Source organism: Roseburia sp. 499, assembly GCF_001940225.2.
Lineage (GTDB): Bacteria > Bacillota > Clostridia > Lachnospirales > Lachnospiraceae > Petralouisia.
The window spans coordinates 2,527,632-2,546,624 of the sequence record NZ_CP135164.1 but is presented as its reverse complement, the minus strand read 5'-3'; the positions used below and the strand labels follow the sequence as shown (position 1 = coordinate 2,546,624).

The 18,993-nt window shown below is 37.7% G+C and carries 24 protein-coding genes and 1 tRNA gene; 24 read left to right on the top strand and 1 reads right to left on the bottom strand.

Translation table 11 applies throughout. From position 1 onward, the window contains the following. The first annotated feature begins 108 nt into the window (after positions 1 to 108). From BIV20_RS12515 to BIV20_RS12470, 10 genes are all read left to right on the top strand, one after another. Positions 109 to 189 (top strand) — tRNA-Leu (locus BIV20_RS12515). Positions 190 to 559: 370 nt separating this feature from the next. Further along, complete coding sequence (locus BIV20_RS12510) at positions 560 to 898, top strand: nucleotidyltransferase domain-containing protein (RefSeq protein ID WP_075721029.1); 339 nt, start codon at positions 560 to 562, stop codon at positions 896 to 898. A gap of 170 nt (positions 899 to 1,068) precedes the next feature. Next, on the top strand, positions 1,069 to 1,203 hold the full coding sequence (locus BIV20_RS16705) for a hypothetical protein (RefSeq protein WP_242939840.1): 135 nt from the start codon (positions 1,069 to 1,071) through the stop codon (positions 1,201 to 1,203). Between the two features lie 267 nt (positions 1,204 to 1,470). Further along, positions 1,471 to 1,635: a hypothetical protein gene (locus BIV20_RS12500; RefSeq protein ID WP_192848884.1), complete on the top strand. Its 165-nt coding sequence runs from the start codon at positions 1,471 to 1,473 to the stop codon at positions 1,633 to 1,635. Further along, complete coding sequence (locus BIV20_RS12495) at positions 1,628 to 1,939, top strand: type II toxin-antitoxin system RelE/ParE family toxin (RefSeq protein ID WP_075721028.1); 312 nt, start codon at positions 1,628 to 1,630, stop codon at positions 1,937 to 1,939. The genes BIV20_RS12500 and BIV20_RS12495 overlap by 8 nt, the downstream gene beginning before the upstream one ends. Before the next feature lie 492 nt (positions 1,940 to 2,431). Continuing rightward, positions 2,432 to 2,731, top strand: a complete 300-nt coding sequence (locus BIV20_RS12490; RefSeq protein WP_075721027.1) for a hypothetical protein — start codon at positions 2,432 to 2,434, stop codon at positions 2,729 to 2,731. A 174-nt stretch (positions 2,732 to 2,905) separates the two neighbouring features. Continuing rightward, on the top strand, positions 2,906 to 3,562 hold the full coding sequence (locus tag BIV20_RS12485; protein ID WP_278335675.1) for a response regulator transcription factor: 657 nt from the start codon (positions 2,906 to 2,908) through the stop codon (positions 3,560 to 3,562). Then, complete coding sequence (locus BIV20_RS12480; protein ID WP_075721026.1) at positions 3,552 to 4,376, top strand: sensor histidine kinase; 825 nt, start codon at positions 3,552 to 3,554, stop codon at positions 4,374 to 4,376. Before BIV20_RS12485 ends, BIV20_RS12480 begins: the two co-directional genes overlap by 11 nt. 88 nt (positions 4,377 to 4,464) lie before the next feature. Beyond that, a complete protein-coding gene (locus tag BIV20_RS12475) occupies positions 4,465 to 5,145 on the top strand; it encodes an ABC transporter ATP-binding protein (RefSeq protein WP_075721025.1) in 681 nt (226 codons plus the stop codon). Beyond that, positions 5,145 to 7,136 (top strand): ABC transporter permease, encoded by a 1,992-nt coding sequence (locus BIV20_RS12470; RefSeq protein ID WP_075721024.1) that lies wholly within the window; start codon positions 5,145 to 5,147, stop codon positions 7,134 to 7,136. The genes BIV20_RS12475 and BIV20_RS12470 overlap by 1 nt, the downstream gene beginning before the upstream one ends. Positions 7,137 to 7,235: 99 nt before the next feature. On the opposite strand, the gene BIV20_RS16700 is transcribed toward BIV20_RS12470, so the two are convergent. Then, a complete protein-coding gene (locus BIV20_RS16700) occupies positions 7,236 to 7,373 on the bottom strand; it encodes a YmaF family protein (RefSeq protein ID WP_143524550.1) in 138 nt (45 codons plus the stop codon). 100 nt (positions 7,374 to 7,473) lie between these two features. Between BIV20_RS16700 and BIV20_RS12465 the strand changes: the two genes are divergently transcribed. The 14 genes from BIV20_RS12465 (at position 7,474) to BIV20_RS12400 (ending at position 18,923) form a co-directional block, all read left to right on the top strand. Further along, positions 7,474 to 8,805, top strand: a complete 1,332-nt coding sequence (locus BIV20_RS12465) for a TrkH family potassium uptake protein (protein ID WP_192848883.1) — start codon at positions 7,474 to 7,476, stop codon at positions 8,803 to 8,805. 20 nt (positions 8,806 to 8,825) lie between these two features. Then, positions 8,826 to 9,473, top strand: a complete 648-nt coding sequence (locus BIV20_RS12460; protein WP_075721023.1) for a potassium channel family protein — start codon at positions 8,826 to 8,828, stop codon at positions 9,471 to 9,473. Positions 9,474 to 9,508: 35 nt separating this feature from the next. Next, on the top strand, positions 9,509 to 10,036 hold the full coding sequence (locus BIV20_RS12455; protein ID WP_075721022.1) for a phosphatase PAP2 family protein: 528 nt from the start codon (positions 9,509 to 9,511) through the stop codon (positions 10,034 to 10,036). Between the two features lie 24 nt (positions 10,037 to 10,060). After that, positions 10,061 to 10,591: a hypothetical protein gene (locus BIV20_RS12450; RefSeq protein ID WP_075721021.1), complete on the top strand. Its 531-nt coding sequence runs from the start codon at positions 10,061 to 10,063 to the stop codon at positions 10,589 to 10,591. Between the two features lie 24 nt (positions 10,592 to 10,615). Continuing rightward, positions 10,616 to 11,164 carry a DUF1653 domain-containing protein gene (locus tag BIV20_RS12445; protein WP_075721020.1) on the top strand — a complete coding sequence of 183 codons (549 nt, stop codon included), beginning with the start codon at positions 10,616 to 10,618 and terminating at the stop codon, positions 11,162 to 11,164. A gap of 97 nt (positions 11,165 to 11,261) precedes the next feature. Continuing rightward, on the top strand, positions 11,262 to 12,539 hold the full coding sequence (locus BIV20_RS12440) for a dihydroorotase (protein ID WP_075721019.1): 1,278 nt from the start codon (positions 11,262 to 11,264) through the stop codon (positions 12,537 to 12,539). A 24-nt stretch (positions 12,540 to 12,563) separates the two neighbouring features. Continuing rightward, entirely contained in the window at positions 12,564 to 13,499 is a 936-nt protein-coding gene (gene pyrF, locus BIV20_RS12435; RefSeq protein ID WP_075721018.1) for an orotidine-5'-phosphate decarboxylase, read from the top strand. 9 nt (positions 13,500 to 13,508) lie between these two features. Further along, a complete protein-coding gene (locus tag BIV20_RS12430) occupies positions 13,509 to 14,276 on the top strand; it encodes a dihydroorotate dehydrogenase electron transfer subunit (RefSeq protein WP_075721017.1) in 768 nt (255 codons plus the stop codon). Continuing rightward, positions 14,276 to 15,178, top strand: coding sequence for a dihydroorotate dehydrogenase (locus BIV20_RS12425; protein WP_075721016.1), 903 nt, complete (start codon positions 14,276 to 14,278; stop codon positions 15,176 to 15,178). Before BIV20_RS12430 ends, BIV20_RS12425 begins: the two co-directional genes overlap by 1 nt. A 19-nt stretch (positions 15,179 to 15,197) precedes the next feature. After that, positions 15,198 to 15,875 (top strand): orotate phosphoribosyltransferase, encoded by a 678-nt coding sequence (gene pyrE, locus BIV20_RS12420; protein WP_075721015.1) that lies wholly within the window; start codon positions 15,198 to 15,200, stop codon positions 15,873 to 15,875. Positions 15,876 to 15,885: 10 nt separating this feature from the next. Further along, positions 15,886 to 16,038: a hypothetical protein gene (locus BIV20_RS12415; RefSeq protein ID WP_192848882.1), complete on the top strand. Its 153-nt coding sequence runs from the start codon at positions 15,886 to 15,888 to the stop codon at positions 16,036 to 16,038. Positions 16,039 to 16,094: 56 nt separating this feature from the next. Further along, complete coding sequence (locus tag BIV20_RS12410; RefSeq protein ID WP_075721014.1) at positions 16,095 to 16,532, top strand: VanZ family protein; 438 nt, start codon at positions 16,095 to 16,097, stop codon at positions 16,530 to 16,532. Beyond that, complete coding sequence (locus BIV20_RS12405; RefSeq protein WP_075721013.1) at positions 16,504 to 16,830, top strand: DUF6142 family protein; 327 nt, start codon at positions 16,504 to 16,506, stop codon at positions 16,828 to 16,830. Before BIV20_RS12410 ends, BIV20_RS12405 begins: the two co-directional genes overlap by 29 nt. Positions 16,831 to 16,847: 17 nt before the next feature. After that, positions 16,848 to 18,923 (top strand): aminopeptidase, encoded by a 2,076-nt coding sequence (locus BIV20_RS12400; RefSeq protein ID WP_075721012.1) that lies wholly within the window; start codon positions 16,848 to 16,850, stop codon positions 18,921 to 18,923. Positions 18,924 to 18,993: the final 70 nt, after the last annotated feature.

Here is an 18,993-nt window from a genome sequence, read left to right as displayed (position 1 = left end):
GAGTAGAAAAAAAGTTGTAAAAAACCCTCGGAAAAACTTGCAAAATTTCCGAGGGTTTGGTACAATGTCCATGTTGTTCTGTTAGAGAGCATAAGAAAATAGAAATATGCGGATATGGCGGAATTGGCAGACGCGCCAGATTTAGGTTCTGGTGTCCCCGACGTGCAGGTTCAAGTCCTGTTATCCGCACGAAAGCGCTGATAATGCGGGAGTGAGAGTCTTTTGAAGTTTTCAAAGGGCTCTTTTTCTTTGCGTTTGACATCAACGGGGTGAAAACGAAGAAATAGAAAGAAAAAATATGTAATAATAAGAGAACGTTTGGAGGAAAATTAGAGCTTTAGATTTCTGTAATATAGAAAATGTGGTATGATAAAGAATAAGTAAAAAATGTATTGGAAAATGGAAAATCCTATATAATACAATTGTCATTTTCCAATGAATAAGAATGGTTGGGAATCCCAGTGGAGGGTTCCCAAATATTCATTGTAAAAAGCACATAATCGTGATATATTAACGGTAGAAAAGGTTGTGATGGTTATGATTGGATGGAGGTGATGAAATGCCTATTTCTATTAGTAATTTAATGAGTGAATTTGCAGAAGATATGAAGCGGCAGTTTGGAAATGATTTGAGTCAGATTATTGTATATGGTTCTTATGCAAGAGGTGACTATACGGAAAACTCCGATGTGGATGTGATGATACTTGTAAAAACACCAGAAGATGATATAAGGAATTATGTAGAACAGGTATCAGATTGTGCATTTGATTATTTGATGAAGTATGGTGTTGATATTTCACCTGTAATTAAGAATGAAGACCATTTCAATTATTGGGTAGATAATTTGCCATATTACCGTAATGTCAGGGACGAGGGGGTAGTTGTCAATGCAGGATAAGGATAGAGAACTTTCAAAGTATCGTTTCTCACTGGCAAAAGAGACGTTGGCAAATGCAAAGATGTGTTTAGATAACCGTTTTTTCAGGGACTGTATCAATCGTTAATAAGAATTATGTAGCAACAGATATTTTTCCACGGGAGTTAGGGAAAAGGCTTGGCAGAATAAAGATGGTACGTGAGGAAAGCGATTATAGTGATTTCTTTGTGGCATCATTAGAAGATGCACAAAAGCAGTATGAAACAGCAGAGTATATAGTAGATTCAGTAGAGATATATCTAAAGGAACGAGATGTATTAGAATGATATTTTGACATCAACGGGTGGAATATATGTTGGGTTAAGGCTTATTTCAATTTGGAAATTAAAAAAGTCCTTAGAGTGGATGAGATAGGAACGGAGTATATCGACTATGAGCCAGATGACACAATTCATATTAGTGCACAGGTAGGAAGTAGAAAAATCCATTTTCCAATAATAAGAATGGTTGGGAATCCCAGTGGAGGATTCCAAAATATTCGTTGTAAAAAGCACATAATCGTATTATATTAACGGTAGAAAGGTGTGATAGCCATGATTGATAGAGCACAGATAATGGAAAAAACAAATGAAGATAAAGCAAAGCTGGAATTATATCGTTTAATTGGCGAGGGATATAATGCGATGCAGGAAAAAAGAGAAACTACTTTGGATGAAGTGGTACAGAAAATAGAAAAAAGGAGAGCACAGCGTGGCTGATATTTTATTTACAGAGCCTGCTGAATATGATTTGTTGGATGTAGAATATTATATCCACATTCATTTATGCAATCCACAGGCAGCAGACCGAATTGTTGATGGAATCATTGATACGATTCGAAGATTGGAGAGATTTCCAGAAGAACATCCTTTGGTGAATGATGAATTGTTAAGCGGTGTTGGACTTAGGATGACACGATTTGATAATTACAATATTTTTTACTATTATGATGATTTAGAAGATGTGGTTCATATTATCCGTATTTTGTATAACAGGGCAGACTGGAAAAATATTTTACGGTGATAGAGAGTTTGACATCAACGGGAAGAAAAAATAAAATTATGTAATGGAATATATGGACGAAATACCATAAAATACCGGCTTGTAAGGAATGAAAATTACGGTACGGATACGGTTCTTCAGATTAGGTTCTGGTGGGAGACTGTGCAGGTTCAAGTCCTGTTGCCCGCATGAAAGCGCTGAGAATGCGGGATTGAGAGTCTTTTGAATTATTCAAAGGGCTCTTTTTCTTTGTGTTTGACATCAACGGGGGGAAGTGGAGGAATCCAAAATATTTGTTGTAAGAAGTACATAATCGTGTTATATTGACTTTGGAAAAAATGTAACAGAGGTGATGATTCGAATTGAAATAAGAAAATGATATAAGAAATCATGAGTAGATAATTTGTCATATTACCGCAATGTCAGAGACGGGAAGAAAAATCTGTGGTGAGATATATGGACAAAATAAGATAAATAGAGGTTTGGAAGGACTGACAATTATGGAGTTAAAAAATGAATAATGATACAATTAAATTTGAAAAATTAACGAAACAGAATTTTAGTGAATATTCTTTAGATGACTTCGTGCGTCATCAGGATGTAACGGAGTGTTGGCGAAATGTTGATGGAGAGTGGAAACTTCTTCCAATTAAATTTGTTGAGGAATGGGATTTGGAAGAATGTAGAAGCATAGCCAAAAATATTTTTGAAAATCTGGATAAGAATATTGTGGGGTACGGTGCATTAGAAGATGGAATTCTGGTTGGATACATAACAATCGGAACTTCCCTTTTTGGAAGCAGAACCTTGTGATGTTCAGATGGAATACAAACTTTAGTTTGCAAAATTGAGAGTCTTTTGAAGTTTTTCAAAAGGCTCTTATTCTTTTTTTATTTCTATAGTCATGGTATAATCCAAATAATAAACTTGAATTTGGTGGAGGATATATATCATGAAATATACGAAGGAAAATGAGGAGGACAAGACGTGAAGAAAATAATGCTGCTGGAAGATGATGTTATGATTGCATCGGGTCTTGTATATGCATTGGATAATGAAGGATATGAAGTAGTGCATTTAAGTACTGTGAAGGATGCAATAACTACGGTTAAGAATACAAAATTTGATTTGGGTATTTTGGATATGCAATTACCGGATGGGACAGGGTTTGATGTATGTGCATGCCTAAAGGAAAAGAATACGCCGGTCATTTTTCTTACAATAGTAGATGATGAGTCAAAAATTGTTCGAGCCTTTGATGAAGGAGTAGATGATTATGTAGTTAAGCCATTTCGAATTCGAGAATTATTGGCTCGTGTCAAGAGAACCATTAATAAACAAAACGGGGTAAATCAAGAAATAATTGAGCTTGGTAATGTAAATATCAATATTACTTCAGGAAAAGTGTTTATAGGAGAAAAGTTGCTGGAATTAACAGCACTTGAATATAGATTGCTACTTATTTTTGCTAAGAATAAATCAAAACTGCTAACCCGGTCGCAAATTCTTGAGCACATTTGGGATATAGATGGAAATTTTGTGGAAGATAATACTCTTACCGTATATATTAAACGTCTCAGAGAAAAACTTGGTGACGCAGTAAATATCGAGACAGTCAGGGGGATAGGATATCGTGTGGATTAGCAGGAAGGATATAGAAATTCTGTCTGATGCGGTCAGAGGATATTCAAATGGTGAGAAAAAAGATATAAGAGATAATAAAGAAGGACCTTTCAGCATTTTAAAGAATGATATATATGCATTGGCGGATAAGAAGGATGAGCAGTTGGCGAAAAGTGAAGCGGAACGTGATACACTTGCTGAATATATGGCAGATATTTCTCATCAACTAAAGACGCCTGTTACATCTATGATGATTATGGCAGATCTTTTGGAGGATGCTGAGCCGGAAAAACAAGCAGAATTTATTCATAATATTAAATTTTCGCTTTCAAAAATGGAGTGGCTGGTTTCAACATTACTGAAAATGGCAAAGCTTGATGCTAAGGCGGTTGAGTTTTGTAAAAAGAAAGTGAAAGTATCTGATATGATACAGTCTATTCTTCCTTCCGTTGAAATATTGCTAGACATTAATCATCAGTCCTTGGAAATAGCAAATGATTTTGAAATTTTTTGTGACAGAAAATGGACAGAAGAAGCTTTTACCAACATTTTGAAAAATGCAGTAGAGCATTCTCCAAGTGACGGCAAAATTATGATTGATTGTGGTGATAATCCTATCTATGAATGGATTTCTGTTACAGACAGTGGAACGGGAATGAAAATGGAACAGTATGCTGCATTGTTTAAACGATTTGAATATTCAACAAATGAAAATGGCTTTGGGATAGGAATGCCACTTGCGTTATCAATCATGAGAGGACAGGGTGGTGATATTGATGTGGATTTTGGAGGGAATGGAAAAGGTGCAACCTTTACTATGAAATTTTATAAGTGAATAAATTGTCACAATTAAATCCTCAAAAGTCACTGAACAGTCATTTTGATATAGTATTCTTAAAGTAGAAAAAGAAAGGAGAACAAAAATGGCTGTATTAGAAGTATGTGATTTAACAAAGAGATATGGAGAAGGCGAATCTGAAGTAGTCGCGGTGAACCATGTCTCTTTTTCAGTTGAAAAGGGAGAATTTGTTGCGATTATAGGCGCCTCCGGCTCAGGAAAATCAACTTTAATGAACATGATTGGAGGTATAGATCATCCGACCTCCGGCTCTGTTATTATTGATGGAAAAGAAATTTCAAAAATGGACGAGGATAATCTTTCAATTTTTCGAAGAAGAAATATTGGAATGGTATATCAGTTTTATAACTTGATTCCAACTCTTACTGCAGAGGAAAATATTATGCTTCCATGGTTTCTTGATAATCGAAAGGAAAACAAACAAAAGCTTAAGGAAATTCTTACGATGCTAAAGCTTGAGAAAAGAGCAAAGCATTTGCCCGGACAAATGTCAGGAGGTCAGCAGCAGAGGGTGTCCATTGGAAGGGCGCTCATTAATGATCCGGCTTTCATTTTAGCAGATGAACCAACAGGAAATCTTGACAGTAAAACAAGTCAGGAGATAATGGAATTATTCAAATTATCAAACCAGAAATATAATCAGACTATATTGCTTATCACGCATGATGAAAAAGTTGCGTTGCAGGCGGATCGTATTATCACCATCGGGGATGGAAGTATTATTAGTGACGAGGTGATGAAGTAATGAAGATTACAGCAAAATTAGCATTAAGTCAGGTGAAAGAAAATCGTCGCAGAACATTGGGAGCGATAGTTGCAATTTCAATTTCAACAGCATTAATGACTGCAATATCATGCTTTGTTTCAAGTGGAAATGGTATGTTAAAAGATTTTCTGGGTGAAAACTATGGTACTTATGGTGGCGCGTATAAAGCAATGCTTATGATTCCGGTATTAATTTTTGGATTGCTGATTTTTTTTATGTCTGTAACTGTGATTTCCAATGTTTTCAGAATCAGTGCCAACCAAAGAATGAAGGAGTTCGGTGTTTTAAAGTGTGTAGGAGGAACAACAAAACAGATAAGGGGAACGGTAGTTTATGAGAGTATCTGGTTGAGTATCATTGGTATTCCGTTGGGGCTCATACTTGGAGTAGCAGTGGGATATATCGGTGTTTTTATAGCAGGGCAATATATCGAGGATATGAATCAGTTGCAGCAAAGTATTATTATGCGCCCTGTCAGCATTTCATTAAAATTTGTTGTAACGCCATTTACATTTGTTTTTGCATCTGTCTTTTCGTTTATTACAGTGATTTACTCAGCATACAGACCTGCAAAAAAGGCAGGGAAAATAACTGCTTTAGCCTGCATAAAGGGATTAGGCGAGATTAAAGTACAAGAAAAAAAGGTAAGGGAAGGTAAACTTGTTAAAAAAATCTTTGGATTTGAAGGATTACTTGCAAATAGGAATTTGAAGAGAAGTAGTCAGAGCTACTTGCCAACGATTCGTGCACTTTCAATTGGAATTATGCTGATACTAAGCACGAGCAGTCTGGCTATCCAGGCAAAAGGAATAGAAAGTTTTATGGATCCCGGAACGGAAGATGTCATGGTAGATTATTGTTCTAGTCATGAGAAAGTAACTGATGATGCATCTGGAATGGAATTGGATGTTTACAATAAACCAATTGATAATGTTTTGGCAGAGAAGGTTGCAGAAAAATTAAGGGAATATGATGAAAATCTAGAGATTACAGGAGTAGGAGTAGATAATGGAACGAGTTATGCTATTTTAGATGAAAGCAAACTTTCTGATGAAATGAAAAAGGCGATTGAACCAGATGAGAACAATCAATATACCATAAAAATTGAATTGGTATGCGTGGATCAATATCATTATGAAAAGTTATGCAAAACAGCTGGGGTACCGGTGGGAAGTAACATTCTTCTAAACTACTATAAATATAATGATAATGGTCGGATGAAAGAATTAGAGCCGTTTGAAGATTTGAGTTCAGTGGAGTTAAGAAAGGCAAATAGCAAAGCATCTGAAATGAAAATCCAAGGAGTTCTTACAAAAGAAGAAATGTTGCCGGGAATGATTGGGATAAACAATGACCCATTACGAATCCTTGTGCCGAACATGGAGGCAAGGTATTATGATTGGTTTTGTGACCCGGAGGATGAGGCAGATTATATGGAGTATGCCAGAAAGGTTTCAGATGAGTTCTTTCCAACCACATCAGATGATTCTTACGCAGAGGAAGGATTTTCAGTTCGAATCTGTAGAATGGATATAATGACAAAGATTTTGAACATAGCCATTGTTATTGCAGAAGTTATTCTATATTGTTTTGTTGCTTTATTGCTTTTGATTGGAATTGTTAGTGTTATAACTACTCTTTCGACAAATGTATTAACAAGAGCAAGAGAATTTGCAGTGCTTAAAACGGTAGGAATGACATCTGGTGGATTATGGAGAATGCTTTTTTCAGAGAGTGTTATTTGTACTTTGAAGGCAACATTAAGAGGCGTACCATTGGGAATACTTATTCCATGGCTGATTAATCTGTCCTTACGTAAAATGTTTCCGGTGCTCTATAGCGTACCTTGGGGAATTGTGCTACTTAGTGTCGTAGCAATATTTGGACTTATTACATTGATAACTTTTTGTTCTCTCAGAAAATTAAAAAAACAGAATCTGATAGAGACGATTCGTATGGAGATGGTGTAAGTAATCTTATATATCAAGGGGTGTTGCATTAAGTATGTTTGATGCAACACCCCTTGATTTTACTCTAAACTCTATTCTATTTTCGAGAAAAACTCAAAATTATTTGTATTTAAAGTCAATAGGACTGTCAATCAATGTTGTAGATTGAGATTCATGAAAGTGTTTATCAGAAAAGTCGGTGTGGAACTTAACCTCATGGAAATGATCCTTTTTTCTTTTAATATATGACAAAGAAATGGGAGCTGTGAGGTTTTTAACGTCATATTTCCTTTACACTTTTGAAGTAGTTTAGTATAATAGCCAAAGAATGCGTAAAGAAAATAAGGAGATAAGGGAAATGATGAAACGTCTAAGTAAAGTGCAGACCATTGCGCTAGGATTTTTCTTGATTATAGCAGTGGGAACCCTGTTGCTGATGTTGCCCATAGCATCCAGAGATGGGCATTCTACAGGGTTTTTAAATGCATTTTTTACAGCAACTAGTAGTACATGCGTGACTGGTTTAGTGGTGGTAGATACATATACAAATTGGACACTGTTCGGACAGGTAGTGATTTTAGGATTAATTCAGATTGGTGGACTTGGATTTATTACCATCGGTATGTTCTTTTCTGTCTTTCTAAAGCGTAAGATTGGACTAAAGGAACGAAATTTGATTCAGGAAAGTGTCAATACACTTCAGATTAGCGGTACGGTACGTCTGGTAAAGAAAATTGTTGGTTATACTGCTATATTCGAAGGAGTCGGTGCACTGCTTTTGATGATTCGGTTTATTCCAAGATTTGGGTGGCTGAAGGGAATCTGGTATGGGATTTTCCATTCCATTTCCGCTTTTTGTAATGCAGGGTTTGATTTGATGGGACAGTTTGAACCATATGCGTCCCTTACCATGTATTATGATGATATCCTCATAAACTTAGTGATTATGGCATTGATTATTATAGGTGGTATCGGATTTATTGTCTGGGATGATATTTCTAAGCATAAGTGGCATGTAAAAAAATATATGCTGCACACCAAAATTGTATTATCTATGACGGCAATACTAATTTTAGGTGGAGCATTGTGCTTTTATCTTTTTGAACGCAATAATCTGCTTCTTGGTATGGATGCGAAGGGACAGGTGCTTTCCTCAATCTTCGGTTCAGTAACACCGAGAACAGCAGGCTTTAATACGACAGACACCGGAGCTTATACAGAAGCAACCAGAATGTTGACCATAGTTCTGATGTTTATAGGTGGAAGTCCCGGCTCTACAGCCGGTGGAATAAAAACTACCACAATGCTGGTGATTTTATTGTATATTTGGTCTAATTTAAGAAATAAACGAGGATTAAATATTTTTGGAAGAAGATTAGATGAAGATGCGATAAAAAAGGCAAGTACCGTATTTTGTATTAATCTCATGCTGGCAACGATATGTGTTACTGTTATGAGTGCATTAGAAACAATTCCGTTGTCGGATGTCATGATGGAAGTCTTTTCGGCTATCGGCACGGTAGGAATTAGTACGGGAATTACTAGAGATATTACAATAGCATCAAAATACATGCTGATACTGTTAATGTACTGTGGAAGAATTGGAAGTATGTCATTTGCATTGGCATTTACGGAAAGAAAGAAAACTGACCCGGTAGGGCTTCCGGTGGAACAGATTACAATTGGATAGAATAGAGAAGGAGTAGAAAAATGAAATCAATTTTAGTTATTGGTATTGGAAGATTTGGAAAGCATTTATGCCAGGATCTTGTAGAAAACGGAAATGATGTTATGGCGGTGGATGAAAAGGAGGAGAATTTAGAAGAGATTCTCCCGATTGTCACCAGTGCTAAGATAGGAGATTGTACCAAGGAAGAAGTATTAAGAAGCTTTGGGGTCAGCAATTTTGATATTTGTTTCGTGTGCATTGGAACAAATTTCCAGAGCAGTTTAGAGATAACCAATCTTTTAAAAGAAATGGGAGCAAAATATGTTATCAGTAAGGCAACTCGTGATATTCAAGCAAAATTTTTGCTGAAGAATGGAGCTGACGAAGTAGTATATCCAGACCGCGATATTGCAAAAAGAATGGCAACCAGAGTCAGCATGAATCATGTGTATGATTATGTGGAATTGGGACAGTATTCCATTTATGAGATACAGCCTTTACAGGAATGGATTGGAAAGTCTATTCGAGAGGTAGATTTTCGTGCAAAATACAATGTAAACATTATTGGAACCAAGCGTGGAGATGAAACAAGCCTTATGTTTACGCCGGAGCATATTTTTTCCAAAGAAGAACATTTGATGGTAGTAGGGAAAAAAGAAGATATTGACCGAATTCTGAAGCAGTTGTAAAATGAAAGGAATAAAAGACAAAGGAGATAATAGCGGTGTTACAATACATTTTAAATGCAGACGGCAGGATTCTACTGTTTATTCAGGAGTTTTTACGCTTTGAGTGGTTGAGTCCCATCGTAGTTTTTATTACAGGTCTTGCAAATAACGGAATGGTTTGGATTCTATTGGCGGTATTGTTACTTTGCTTTAAGAGATACAGAAAAACGGGAACAGCGATGGCAGTAGCGTTACTAATTGGCTATGTTATTACCAATTTATTATTGAAGAATTTGGTAATGCGTCCAAGACCCTATGAGGTGCTAGCGGCGCTTCAACCTTTGGTTACCGAAGGCAGCTGGTCTTTTCCATCCGGACATTCGACTTGTTCTATTGCAGCAGGATATGTAATGTATAAAAAACTTCCAAAATATATGGGCATTCCGGCAATTGTGCTGGCAGTTATTATCTGTCTGTCCAGATTGTATGTGGGTGTTCATTACCCGACAGATGTTATCTGCGGAGCTTTGATTGGATTGTTTGCGGCAATGTGTTCCCTGAGAATTGTGGGAAATGGAAAATAGCAAAAGAAGGAAAGGGGAGAAAGTATGGCAGGATTTATAGTATGGATTGTCGTTCTTGTGTTTATTTTATCAAGTGTAAAGAAGGGACAGAAAAAGGGGCGGACAGGTGTTCCGAATCAGCCCAATATACCACCGAAAAAAACACAGAACCCTGCTTCTTCTAGTGCAAATCAGGAGGAGTTGAAACGCCGTCTTCAGAACAAGTATGCAGGAACGAAGCAACAGCCGGATATTTTGGCGAAAGCCTCTGCAAATGTAGCGGAAGATTTTGAGGAAAAGCGTGTATCTCAGCCGTCAAAGAAAATGGAAGAGTCGAAGCCTGCATATCAGCCATCTGAAAGGAAAGGTCAGACCGAATCACAGATTGTGCAGCAAGCAGATGCGCTGGCTAAGGTTGATATGAATAAGATATTTGAGAATCCCAAAGTACTGCAGGAGTCCGAAGTGATGAAAACGGTAAGTGACCTTATGGCAAAGGGTGTGGATACAGAACTTCCTTTTCAACGTGATTTTGTCGCAGAAGGATTAGATATGATAAATAGTATGACATTATAAAGAACAGAAAAGAGGAAAAGTTTTATGCCACAGGGAAATCCAAAATCGGGAGAGTTATATCTTCATTTTAAGAACAAGATGTACCAAATTGTAACTGTTGCAGAGCATTCGGAAACAGGTGAAGAACTGGTGATTTATCAAGCGTTGTATGGGCAGTTTCGGACCTATGCAAGACCATTAAAGATGTTTACAAGTCTGGTTGATAAAGAAAAGTATCCGGAAGTTGAGCAAAAGTATCGGTTTAAGTTGGTGGAGCAACAAGATGCAGAAAAGTCTCCGGCAGTAATAGAACGAAGTGACGGACAGCAAGAAAAAGTGCTTCAGGTAGAGCAGAACGCGAAAGAGCCAAAGACGCCGGAAGAAAAGATGATGGCGTTTTTTGATGCAGATACTATAGAAGCAAAATACAAGATATTGTTGGATATGTCAGACTGTATTACAGACCATATGATTAACAATATGGCAGTTGTACTAGACCTTGTAATAGAAGACGGACCAATAGAAAAGCGTTTTGATGAGTTGAAAAATTGTCTGCGGACGATGCAGCGATATGAAACCACAAGATTAAGATAAAAGGAGGTTGCCCCTCCTTTTTTTCTGTGCTAAAATATGATTAGCTTACTGTGCCAAATGGCAGGTGGGGAATTTTGGGATAGAAAGGGTTTGTTATATGTTACTTTTAATAAAAAATGGAACAGTGATTAATCCAGGAGATAAAACACAGCAAAAGGCAGATGTTCTGGTAGAAGATGGAATCATCAAGAAGATAGCTGAGAAACAGAGTGTAAAGGCAGATAAGGTAATAGATGCTACCGGTTGTTTTGTTATGCCTGGTTTTATTGATATGCATGTACATTTAAGAGATCCGGGACAGGAAGAGAAGGAAACGGTAGAGACCGGAGCAAGAGCAGCGGCACATGGTGGATTTACCACAATTGTGGCAATGCCTAACACGAAACCGGCGGTAGACAATGCGGATGTGGTGAACTATGTACATCACAAGGCAGAGGATGTGGCAATTGTAAATGTACTTCAGTCAGGAGCTGTTACTGTAGGACAGCGTGGAACAGAACTTGCTGATATTGAGGGAATGGTAGAAGCAGGAATTCCGGCAATTAGTGAAGACGGAAAGTCTGTTATGAATGCACAGCTTTATCGCGAAGCTATGACACTTGCCGTGAAGTATGATATTCCGGTGTTGGCACATTGTGAAGACATTAATTTGGTGAATGGTGGAGTAGTAAATGCAGATGAAGCAATGGAAAAGATGAATTTTCCGGGAATCGCCAATTCGGTAGAAGATATTATTATTGCAAGAGATATTATGCTGTCAAAGGAAACCGGAGCAGCATTGCATTTATGTCATTGCTCTACTAAGTCTAGTGTGAAAATGGTAAAACTTGCAAAGCAAGAGGGTGTGCGAGTGACAGCGGAGGTGTGTCCGCATCACTTTACGTTGACAAGTAGTGATATTAAGGAAGATGATGCAAACTATAAAATGAATCCTCCTCTTAGAACAAAAGAAGATGTGGAAGCATTAAAAGAAGGATTGAAGGAAGACATTATGGATGTCATTTCCACAGATCATGCTCCACATACTGCAATTGAGAAGGGAGTAGGAATTAAACATGCACCATTTGGAATAGTAGGATTAGAGACTGCTGCAGCGCTTACTATGACAGAACTTGTGGATAAGGGTTATCTTACCATGATGCAGATGGCTGAGAAAATGAGTTATAATCCGGCAAAGATTTTAGGATTGGATAAGGGTGTCGTAGAAGAAGGAAAAGTGGCAGACTTAGTAGTGTTTGATGCGAAAAAGGAATATAAGATTGACCCGGAAAACTTCTGGTCTAAGAGTAAAAACACTCCGTTTGCAGGAAAGAAGGTAAAGGGAGAAGTTCAGGCGACGATTGTAGCGGGACAGGTTGTATACGAGAATAAATAAACAAGGTCATGGAGGAAATAGAAAATGATTAACAAATTAGTAAAAAAAATTCAGGCGACCAATGCGCCAATCGTAGTTGGGCTAGACCCAATGATGAATTATATTCCGGAGCATATTCAGAAGAAGGCTTTTACGGAGTATGGAGAGACCTTGGAAGGTGCAGCAGAAGCAATCTGGCAGTATAATAAAGAAATTATTGATAATATTTATGACCTGATACCTGCAGTCAAACCACAGATTGCCATGTATGAGCAGTTTGGTGTACCGGGAATGAATGCCTTTTTAAAAACAGTAGAGTATTGTCATGAAAAGGATTTAGTAGTAATTGGAGATATTAAGCGAGGAGATATTGGTTCTACTTCTGCAGCATATGCAACCGGTCATATTGGAAAAGTAACCGTAGGAACTAAGACATATAGTCCGTTTCAAGAAGATTTTGTTACAGTAAATCCATACCTTGGAACAGATGGAATTAAGCCTTTTTTAGATGTTTGTAAGGAAGAGAAGAAGGGCATGTTTATCTTAGTAAAGACTTCTAATCCGTCTAGTGGAGAGTTTCAGGACAGACTTATTGATGGAAGACCGTTATATGAGCATGTAGGTGAAAAGGTAGCTGAATGGGGCGCTGAGTGTATGGGTGATTCTTACAGTTATATTGGAGCTGTCGTTGGTGCCACCTATCCGGAAATGGGACGTGTTGTTCGTAAAATTATGCCAAAGAGCTTTATTCTGGTGCCGGGATATGGAGCACAGGGTGGAACGGCAGAAGATTTAGTACCATTTTTCAATGAAGATGGATTGGGTGCAATCGTAAATTCTTCCAGAGGAATTATTGCAGCCTATAAGCAGGAAGCTTATGCGAAGTTTGGCGCAGAGCATTTTGGAGAGGCTTCCAGAGCAGCGGTAGAGGCAATGGTGGCAGATATTGATGGTGCTTTGAAAAAAGCAGGTATAAGATAGGAGAAAGATATGGCAGAGAAGTTTAAAGAACAGGCGGTCATTATTCGCCAAGAAGAGATTTCTTATGGAATTTATAGTATGTGGCTGAAAACAGAGCAGATTGCGGGAAAAGCAAAGCCGGGACAGTTCATCTCTTTGTATTGTCATGATGGAAGCCGTATGCTGCCACGTCCTATTAGTATCTGTGAGATAGATAAAAAGGATAATGCATTGCGTATCGTATACAGGGTAGCGGGAAAAGGAACAGAAGAATTTTCTAATTTGTCTACCGGAGATATTATTGAAATTGTAGGACCACTAGGAAACGGATTCCCATTAAAGGAAAAGAAGGCATTTTTAATTGGTGGCGGAATCGGAATTCCTCCTATGGTAGAATTGGCAAAACAGTTAAACTGTGAAAAGCAGATGGTGCTGGGATATCGTGACACCTTGTTTTTACAGGAAGAATTTAAAGGACTGGGTGATATGTATGTAGCAACGGAGGACGGAAGCTATGGTACAGAAGGAAATGTCTTAGATGCTATTCGGGAAAACGGTTTGGATGCGGAGATTATTTATGCTTGTGGTCCGACACCAATGCTTAAGGCAATTAAAGAATATGCCATGGAAAATGGAATTGAATGTTGGTTGTCTTTAGAAGAGAAAATGGCATGTGGAATCGGAGCTTGTCTTGCATGTGTATGTAAGTCCAAAGAAAAAGATAGCCATTCCCATGTAAACAATAAACGTGTCTGCAAAGAGGGACCGGTATTTCGTGCTGAGGAGGTGGAACTTTAATGAACACAAAAGTAAATCTTGCGGGTGTTACATTAAAAAATCCCGTTATGACAGCATCTGGAACCTTTGGTTCAGGAGAAGAATTTTCAGAATTTGTAGATTTGAATAAATTAGGAGCCGTAGTGACAAAAGGAGTTGCAAATGTTCCGTGGGAGGGAAATCCTACTCCAAGAATTGCTGAGACCTATGGTGGAATGATAAATGCAGTAGGACTTCAAAATCCGGGAATCGATGTATTTGTGCAGAGAGATATTCCTTTCCTGAAAAAATATGATACAAAGATTATTGTAAATGTATGCGGTAGAACAACAGAGGATTATTGCGAAGTGGTAGAACGTTTGGCGGACCAGCCGGTAGATATGTTAGAAATTAATATTTCATGTCCGAATGTAAAGGAAGGCGGAATTGCTTTTGGACAGAATCCAAAGGCAATAGAAGCGATTACAAAAGAAGTGAAAAAGTATGCAAAGCAGCCAGTCATTATGAAATTGAGTCCGAATGTAACAGATATTACAGAAATGGCAAAGGCAGCAGAAGCAGGCGGCGCAGATGTGTTGTCCTTAATCAATACAATTACAGGAATGAAGATTGATGTAAATAGAAGAACCTTTGCAGTAGCAAATAAGACCGGAGGGTTATCCGGTCCTGCAATTCATCCGGTGGCTGTGCGAATGGTGTATCAGACCGCGCAGGCAGTGAAGATTCCGATTATTGGAATGGGAGGTATTGCAACAGCAGAGGATGCACTCGAGATGATTCTTGCAGGAGCAACAGCAGTGTCTGTAGGAACTGCCAACTTCCATAATCCTATGGCAACAATGGAAATTGTGGAAGGAATTCAAAACTACATGGAACAGAATGGAATAGCAGATATTAACGAGCTGATTGGAGCAGTAAGATAAAGAGAAAAGAGGAATGAAAATGGAAGCATACAAACAGGAATTTATCGAATTTATGGTAGACAGTGAAGTATTAAAATTCGGAGAATTTGTTTTGAAAAGTGGAAGAAAATCCCCGTTTTTTATGAATGCAGGAGCTTATGTAACAGGAACACAGCTTCGTAAATTGGGTGAATATTATGCGAAAGCAATTCATGAACATTACGGAGATGATTTTGATGTATTGTTTGGACCGGCATATAAGGGAATTCCGATAGGAGTAGCTACTGCTATTGCATATAGTAACTTGTATGGAAAAGAAATCCGCTACTGTTCTAATCGTAAAGAAGTGAAGGATCACGGGGCAGATAAGGGAATCCTCTTAGGAAGTGAACTTAAGGATGGAGACCGTGTAGTGATTATCGAAGATGTTACTACCTCCGGAAAGTCTATGGATGAGACGGTACCGATTATTCGTGCTCAGGCAAATATTGAGATTAAGGGACTGATGGTATCTTTAAACCGTCTGGAACGTGGAAAGGGCGAAAAGTCTGCGTTAGAGGAAATTAAGGAATTGTATGGTTTTGAAACAAATGCTATTGTGACTATGCAGGATGTAGTAGAATATTTATATAATAAGCCATACAAGGGAAACATATATATTGATGATAACATGAAGGAAGCAATTGATCAGTATTACGCACAATATGGTGCGAAATAGGAGGCAGACCATGAATGAAAAGACATATAAAACAATGAATGCAACCGGTGTAGGAAGTATTGCAATCGGGATTGTAATATTAATCAGTGGAGTAGTATGTGGAGTGTTATCTATTATCAATGGTGGAAGACTGTTAAGAAAGAAATCTGAAATTATATTTTAAGGGTTGGAAAATTGAAGCAGGATTACAGAAAGATACTCCGGACATGCAGTAAAGTCATGTTCGGAGTCTATATTATTTGTTTAATTTATTTTTTATTTTTTGCAGAAAGTACAGGACGTACTTTTGAAGGACGTACCTATCATTATAATCTGGTTCTGTTTAAGGAGATCGGGCGCTTTTGGCATTATCGAACAACACTTGGGATTTTGCCGGTAATGCTGAATCTGGTAGGAAATGTAGTAGCATTTGTTCCTTTTGGTTTTTTTCTTCCGGTGATGCATCGTAAGTGTCGGTCTTTTTTGTATACGGTATTTTTCAGCTTTGAATTCAGCCTGATTGTAGAAACACTTCAGCTGGTATCGAAGGTAGGAAGCTTTGATGTAGATGATTTATTATTGAATACAATTGGCGGAATTTTAGGATATTTGATTTTTACAGGATTAAACTATATTAGGAGAAAACATCATGAGAAGAAAAAAGAGAACCAGCTATAAATTTACCGAAAAAACTCATTCCAAGCGGGGAATGCGGTCTCTTGGAATCGCATTGATTTCCATTGTTGTGGGTATTTTTATGATAGTTATTTCCTTTCGGAACGGTGGAAATGCCAGTGTCTATATAGGAAGTGGAGGAATTTTTTCCTTCATGTTGTCGTTGGTTGCATTGGTGGAAGGAATCAGAAGTTTAAGAGAAGAAGATAGTTACAAGATTTTCCCAGGGGTGGGAACCTTTTTTTCCGCAGTGGCCTTTTTAGGGTGGCTTGCAGTGTATATAACAGGATTTTTAATTTAGAGAAGTGAGGATTTATCATGAGTTATCAGGAAGTTTTTAAACCATATCGGGAAGAAGTAGAAGAACGTTACCCGTTGGTGATGGAACGGGTAGAACAGATAGAAACAGAGGAAACGGTGGCACAGCCATTTCGAGATTATTTCCGACAAGTGGCATTGTTTTTACAGACAATAAGAAAAGAAGAGGAAGAACTTACCGGTGGTCGGGCAGAGAACAGAACCCTGGAAGAGTGGCAGAAGATAAATAGGGAGTTATATCAAGAAATTTTACCGGAAAATTATGAAAAGAGTTATGCTAATCCGGCATTTGCAGAGAAGATGTTGGGAGAGACTTTTGGAAAGATGTTTAGTGCTCTTTATGCTGATATTCGTTCCCTAATCAGCTGTGCATATCAGGGCAGAATATATGAAATTACAATTTTCAGTGAACTTCTGGTAGAAATTTACAATTGCTTTGAGACAGAAGAACTTCCGGAAGAAAAAGAGATACAGCAGATTATATATTGGTTCTATCATGATTACGGCGAGTTGTTTTTGGAGATGAATATATTAGCAATGACCTGTTCAGAGTTAGATTTTGCTACCGGAATTATTATGAACAGTGATTTGAACGACTTGACTTATCTCTATCGTTATGGTTCTTACATTACAGAAAATGAGATAAAAACAGCAGAGTTTTTGAATTCGCTTTCGGAAGAAAAGATTCAGTCCATGGCAGACACTTATACAGAAGGATATCGCATTGGATTTGAGGTAACAGGAAAGGATTTGTCAAAGAAAAAGTATGTAGATTTGCGGTATAATATTGGATTTGAACGGATGATGCGTGCAGCAGTTCAGAATTTTGCAAAGATGGGATTAAAACCAGTGGTACCAAGAATAGAAGAGTTTTCTTATACCGGAAGGGATAATGGAACTTTTTCAGTAGCAAGTACACAGCCGAACCGTCAATATTTATATGATCATAAGGCAGACAAAGCCATGTATTTAGATAAGGCATTGGTAGAACGGCGTTTAGAAATCATGAGAAATGCTTATGAGAGCCGGAAGGAAGATGCAGCATGGTATGCCGGTCCGGCGGTAGTAGAGGTGTTTGGAGAAGCGGGATTTGAACCAAAGACTAATCCTGCGGCTTACCAGTACAATGAGAAACAGCAGAAATTGAATGTGTATGCTGCGAATATGGGAAGTCAGATTACAAATGAATATATTCATGGGGAAGAACGAAGTTTCACTATCATTGCTTATCCAATACCGGAGATTGGAACGGAGTTTGAAGAGATATTTGCAAAAACAGTGGAAATTAATACATTGGATTATAAGCTGTATCAGAACATGCAGCAGAAAATAATTGACGTATTGGATGAAGCAGAATATGTGCATATTACAGGAAAAGGTGAAAATAAGACGGACTTGACAGTTGCAATTCATCCATTGAAGAATCCGGAAAAGGAAACTGCTTTTGAAAACTGTGTGGCAGATGTAAATATCCCGGTAGGTGAAGTGTTTACATCTCCGGTACTGAAAGGAACCAATGGACACCTTCATGTAACACAGGTATATTTGAATGGATTGAAGTATTTAGATCTGGCGCTGGATTTTAAGGACGGAATGATTACTTCTTATACTTGTAAGAATTTTGCAACGGAAGAAGAAAATCAGAAATTTTTGAAAGAAAATCTATTGATGCACCATGATAGTCTTCCAATGGGAGAGTTTGCAATCGGAACAAACACGACAGCATATAAGATGGGAATTGAATATCAGATTCAGGACAAACTGCCAATTCTGATTGCTGAAAAAACAGGACCGCATTTTGCAGTAGGAGATACCTGTTACAGCTGGGCAGAAGATACTGCTGTATTTAATCCGGATGGAAAAGAAATTATCGCACGAGAGAATGAGGTTTCAGCAAAACGTAAGGAGGATGTAGAAAAGGCATATTTTAACTGCCATACAGATATTACAATTCCATATGACGAGCTTGACAATATTACGGTAATTCGCAAGGATGGTACTACAGTAGACATTATTCAGGATGGAAGATTTGTAGTTCCGGGAACAGAAGAACTGAATATACCATTAGAAAAATAGGAAAAGTTATTATTCAAATATTATTGAAATATATTTTATTTTTCAGAATAATGTGCTAGAATGAGAGATA

Bases quoted from the DNA above. Each gene is read 5' to 3' on its own strand.
- BIV20_RS12465 (WP_192848883.1), top strand. From the start codon at position 7,474: ATGATGAAACGTCTAAGTAAAGTGCAGACCATTGCGCTAGGATTTTTC.
- BIV20_RS12400 (WP_075721012.1), top strand. From the start codon at position 16,848: ATGAGTTATCAGGAAGTTTTTAAACCATATCGGGAAGAAGTAGAAGAA.
- BIV20_RS12440 (WP_075721019.1), top strand. From the start codon at position 11,262: ATGTTACTTTTAATAAAAAATGGAACAGTGATTAATCCAGGAGATAAA.
- BIV20_RS12500 (WP_192848884.1), top strand. From the start codon at position 1,471: ATGATTGATAGAGCACAGATAATGGAAAAAACAAATGAAGATAAAGCA.
- BIV20_RS12510 (WP_075721029.1), top strand. From the start codon at position 560: ATGCCTATTTCTATTAGTAATTTAATGAGTGAATTTGCAGAAGATATG.
- BIV20_RS12470 (WP_075721024.1), top strand. From the start codon at position 5,145: ATGAAGATTACAGCAAAATTAGCATTAAGTCAGGTGAAAGAAAATCGT.
- BIV20_RS12430 (WP_075721017.1), top strand. From the start codon at position 13,509: ATGGCAGAGAAGTTTAAAGAACAGGCGGTCATTATTCGCCAAGAAGAG.
- BIV20_RS12475 (WP_075721025.1), top strand. From the start codon at position 4,465: ATGGCTGTATTAGAAGTATGTGATTTAACAAAGAGATATGGAGAAGGC.
- BIV20_RS12410 (WP_075721014.1), top strand. From the start codon at position 16,095: ATGTTCGGAGTCTATATTATTTGTTTAATTTATTTTTTATTTTTTGCA.
- BIV20_RS12450 (WP_075721021.1), top strand. From the start codon at position 10,061: ATGGCAGGATTTATAGTATGGATTGTCGTTCTTGTGTTTATTTTATCA.
- BIV20_RS12425 (WP_075721016.1), top strand. From the start codon at position 14,276: ATGAACACAAAAGTAAATCTTGCGGGTGTTACATTAAAAAATCCCGTT.
- BIV20_RS16705 (WP_242939840.1), top strand. From the start codon at position 1,069: ATGGTACGTGAGGAAAGCGATTATAGTGATTTCTTTGTGGCATCATTA.
- pyrE (WP_075721015.1), top strand. From the start codon at position 15,198: ATGGAAGCATACAAACAGGAATTTATCGAATTTATGGTAGACAGTGAA.
- BIV20_RS12460 (WP_075721023.1), top strand. From the start codon at position 8,826: ATGAAATCAATTTTAGTTATTGGTATTGGAAGATTTGGAAAGCATTTA.
- BIV20_RS12490 (WP_075721027.1), top strand. From the start codon at position 2,432: ATGAATAATGATACAATTAAATTTGAAAAATTAACGAAACAGAATTTT.
- pyrF (WP_075721018.1), top strand. From the start codon at position 12,564: ATGATTAACAAATTAGTAAAAAAAATTCAGGCGACCAATGCGCCAATC.
- BIV20_RS12415 (WP_192848882.1), top strand. From the start codon at position 15,886: ATGAATGAAAAGACATATAAAACAATGAATGCAACCGGTGTAGGAAGT.
- BIV20_RS12405 (WP_075721013.1), top strand. From the start codon at position 16,504: ATGAGAAGAAAAAAGAGAACCAGCTATAAATTTACCGAAAAAACTCAT.
- BIV20_RS12445 (WP_075721020.1), top strand. From the start codon at position 10,616: ATGCCACAGGGAAATCCAAAATCGGGAGAGTTATATCTTCATTTTAAG.